3 protein-coding genes and 1 pseudogene are annotated in these 4,025 nt (G+C 66.6%); 3 read left to right on the top strand and 1 reads right to left on the bottom strand.

Translation table 11 applies throughout. The features are described from left to right. From G3N93_RS35205 to G3N93_RS35195, 3 genes and pseudogenes are all read left to right on the top strand, one after another. Positions 1-604, top strand: a pseudogene (locus G3N93_RS35205) (MmgE/PrpD family protein); the annotation flags it as partial. Continuing rightward, the gene (locus G3N93_RS35200; RefSeq protein WP_174945998.1) at positions 601-1,620 is read left to right on the top strand and encodes a cyclase family protein; all 1,020 of its coding nucleotides are present in this window, start codon (positions 601-603) and stop codon (positions 1,618-1,620) included. The pseudogene G3N93_RS35205 and the gene G3N93_RS35200, both read left to right, overlap by 4 nt. 270 nt (positions 1,621-1,890) lie before the next feature. Beyond that, the gene (locus G3N93_RS35195; RefSeq protein WP_206135035.1) at positions 1,891-2,829 is read left to right on the top strand and encodes a LysR family transcriptional regulator; all 939 of its coding nucleotides are present in this window, start codon (positions 1,891-1,893) and stop codon (positions 2,827-2,829) included. Positions 2,830-2,862: 33 nt separating this feature from the next. On the opposite strand, the gene G3N93_RS35190 is transcribed toward G3N93_RS35195, so the two are convergent. Then, on the bottom strand, positions 2,863-4,025 hold a 1,163-nt coding region (locus G3N93_RS35190; protein ID WP_206135034.1), incomplete at its 5' end, for an MmgE/PrpD family protein.

The raw sequence follows: 4,025 nt of genomic DNA, 5'->3' as shown, positions 1-4,025 counted from the left end.
CAACCACTTCACGCATCCGGGCATCGACGCGGCGTTGCAGTTGAAGGCGCAGGGCGTGACGGCCGACGACGTGGTGTCCGCCGAACTGCGGGTCGCGGCGTCGACGCTGCGCACGATCGGCGAACCCGCCGAGTTGAAGGCCAATCCGCCGGACGGCTATGCGGCGGCGTTCTCGGGGCCGTACACCGTCGCGGCCGCGCTGCTCGGCGGCGGCGGGCTCGGCGTCTGGTTCGACGATTTCGACGACGAGCTCGTGCGGGACCCCGCGCGCCGTGCGCTGGCCGCGAAGGTGCGCTGCGTCGCCGATCCGTGGTGCGACGAGCGGTTCCCGCATTTCCTGCCCGCCGTGCTGCGGGTGGAACTGCGCGACGGACAGGTGCGCGAGGCGCGAGTGGAGTCGAGCAAGGGCACCAATTCGCGGCCGTTGACCGAACAGGAGCTCGTCGCGAAGTTCGTGCTCGCGGCGAGTTCGACGATCGGCTTGCCGCACGCGCTCGAACTGCGCGACGCGGTGCAGGCGCTCGCCGACGACGCGCCGCTCGACGCGCTGGCGGCGTTGACGTCCGGCGCGCATTCGAACCTGAAAGGAGGGGATCCATCTTGAGCACACCACGCTGGAACAAGCGGCCGCCCGGCTCGAACTGGGGCGATTTCGGTCCGGACGACCAGAAAGGACGGTTGAACTGGCTGACTCCGGACAACGTGCGGCAGGGCGTCGCCGAGGTGCGCGAAGGCCTGTCGTTCTCGTTGAGCCTGCCGCTCGACGTGCCGCGTGGCGGCGGGCTGAACGCGCGCCGCCGGCCGCCGGCCATCATGCCGGCGCTGCTGGGCGGCAAGCCGTACTTCGGCTATCGCGCGGACGAACAGGTAGCGAACGCAACCGACGTGGTCTGCGACGATTCCTTCTGCATGCATTCGCAGTTCTCGACGCAATGGGACGGTCTCGCGCATGTCGGCGGCGTATTCGATGCGGACGGCGACGGCGTGCCCGAAATCGTGTTCTACAACGGTTTCCGGATGGGCGAGCATCTGCGGGTGCCGCAGGAAGGGGACGCCACCGGCGGCGCGCGCGCCCTCGGCATCGAGGTGATGGCGCGGACGGGCGTGCAGGGGCGCGGCGTGCTGATCGATCTGCGGCATCACTTCGGCGACGCCCGCACGAAAGTCGGCTACGCGCAGCTGATGCGCGTGATGGAGGAAGACGACGTGCGCGTCGAGCAGGGCGACATCGTCTGCATCCACACCGGGTTCGCCGACCTGCTGCTGAACGACGAGAGCGGGTCGCCCGCGACCGTCGGGAGCGCCTGCGTGCTGGACAGCAGCGACGCCCGCCTGCTGCAGTGGATCGACGAGTCGCGGCTTGCCGCGCTCGTGGCCGACAACCATGCGATCGAGGAGCGGCCGCAGCATGCGCAGCCGCTCGCGCAGCCGGGTGCGCTGATGCCGCTGCACGAGCTGTGCCTGTTCAAGCTCGGCATCCACCTCGGCGAGCTGTGGCATCTGACGCCGCTCGCGAACTGGCTGCGTGCGCATCGGCGAAACCGGTTCCTGCTGACCGCGCCCCCGCTGCATATCCGGGGCCTGGTCGGTGCGCCGGTGAATCCGGTCGCGACGGTCTGATGCGCGGGCGGGCAGCGGCCCGAGCGCGATTGTCGGCGTCAGCCGTTTCCCCCATCGATTCGCGGCTCCGATTGACTCGTTTTTCAGAAAAATCACTGGAAAACGAGTCGTTTAAATCGAAAACCGAATCAATGGCGGCAGTTATATAAAAAATATTGAAACGTCAAGATTGGACTATTCTCGTTTATTGCACTAAATATTAGGGGATTTCCCCATTGCGATAATCGTGAACCGGGGTGCGATTAACCCGCTTAGTGGATGGTCTCAATCATGAATCTACGTTCGATCGACCTGAACCTGCTGGTCATACTCGATGCGCTGCTGACCGAGAAACAGGTGACGCGAGCCGGCCTGAAGGTCGGCCTGACGCAGCCGGCCGTCAGCAATGCGCTGTCGCGCCTGCGGTATCTGTTCAACGACGAGATCCTCGCGCGCGGCGCGATCGGGATGGAGTTGACGCCGCGCGCCCAGGCGCTGATCTCGCCAGTCCGACAAATCATGCAACAAATAGAAGAATTATTTGAATCGGATTATCAATTCCAGCCCTTTACGTCGGAACGTCATTTCACGGTCAGAATGTCGGATCTGACCGAATTGCTTTTGCTGCCCGCATTGCTGCAACGCATGCGCACGGCGGCGCCGAATATCGGCCTGGACGTCGTGCATCCGAGCGCGGCCAAGACGGCCGAAGCGCTCGAAGCGGGGCGGCTCGACATGGCGATCAGCGCGGGCCTCGAGCATTCCGGCACGCTGTCGTCGGAAACCGTCTTTCACGACCGGATGGTCTGCATGCTGAGCCGCAACCATCCCGACGCGGACAAGCCGCTGACGCTCGAACGGTTCCTCGCGCTCGACTTCCTCAACGTGTCGATCAACCCGGTCGACCACAGCCTGATCGACAACCTGCTCGCGAACATGCGCTGCAAGCGCCGGATCGTGCTCAACGTGCCGCACTGGCTCGTCGTGCCGAACATGCTCGATGCACTGCCGTACGCGGTGATCATGTCGGAGCGGCACGCGCTGAGTCTCGGCGATCCGCGTCTCGTGATCCGCGAACTGCCGCTCGCGATGGAGCCGGTCACGTGGTCGCTGTACTGGCATCAGCGGTACGACGCGAGCAACGCGCACGGCTGGATGCGTCGCATGATCATCGCGGCGGCGGAGTCGCTCTCGGACGACGTCGCGGCGGACGCGTACGGCGTCGGCTGAGTGTGACGTCGCGTGGCGCCGGCCGTGCATCGGTCAGCTCACGACGAACAGCGGCGGCAGCGTTGCGACGTCGGGCTGTTCATCGAGCCGCCACAGGGCGTCGAGCGCGGCGCGCATGCGTGCCGCGCTCCAGTGCGGCCGGCAATTCTTCGTGAACTTCGCTTCATAGTCGTCGCGCTGCATCGGTTGCGCCGGCGAACCCGGCAGATCGTCCACCTGCTTCGCATGAATCGCGCCGTCGTCGCACACGGCCGTCACGCGATTCGGCGCATGCGCGGGATAGCGGGCCGTCAGCGCCGGATCCGCACTGACCGTGATCTTGTCGATCAGCGCGCGCAAGGCCGGGTCGCGCAGCGCGGCGCTCGCATAGCTTCGGGTCGTGATGTCGCCGTCGAGCATCGCCCGCGCGACGATGTAAGGCAGGCTGTGATCGGCGGTTTCGTGGGTCGACGGCGCCCATTTCTCCGGATCGCGGCCGGCCGTCACGTAGCCGACTTCGGTCGTGTGGATCTCGATGCGGCGGATGCGCCGCAGGTCGCCGACCTGCGCGGCGACCGCGAGCGCGGCCGGAATCGCCGTTTGCGTGAGCCCCTGCGCCGGATAGAACTTCACGAAGCATTTGCCGATCCGGAACGTGCCGCCGCGCCCGCCGAATTCGCCCGTATCGAGCGTAAACGGCCCCGACACCTGCTCGAAGAACCCGGCCGTTCCTTCGAAGATCGGCGCGGGACCGGTGAGGCCGGCACGGGCGAGTTCGGTCGAAAACACCGCGTTGCGCGCCGCGTCCGCGTCGGCGAGCGCCTTCCAGTTGGACAACTGCTGCACCCGCGTCTGGTTCAGCGCGAGATGGCTGTTGAGCGACAGGTTCACCGCCTGCACGAGCTGCGGCGCGGGCAGGCGCATCAGCTTGCCCGCGGCGAGCGCGACGGCGGGCAGGCTGTAGCAGGTGTGGTCCCAGCCGCGCGGGCTGATGGCGGCGGCGTCCATCAGCCGGCACGCGATTTCGTACGCGATCGCAATCGACAGGATCAGGTCGCGACCGGTGGCGTGCTGCGCTTCGGCCACCGCGAGGCACGCGGCGACGTTGTCGCTCGGATGGCCGGTCTCCTTGCCCGCATAGGCGTCGTTGAAATCGAAGTAGCGCAGCGCAGTACCGGTCGCGAATGCGGCGAGAGCGGGGCTCGTGCGCCGGTTCA

This window comes from Burkholderia sp. Se-20378, from assembly GCF_017104665.1.
Lineage (GTDB): Bacteria > Pseudomonadota > Gammaproteobacteria > Burkholderiales > Burkholderiaceae > Burkholderia > Burkholderia lata.
Note: the sequence above shows the minus strand (reverse complement) of the source record. Positions and strands in the feature narration are given on the sequence as shown.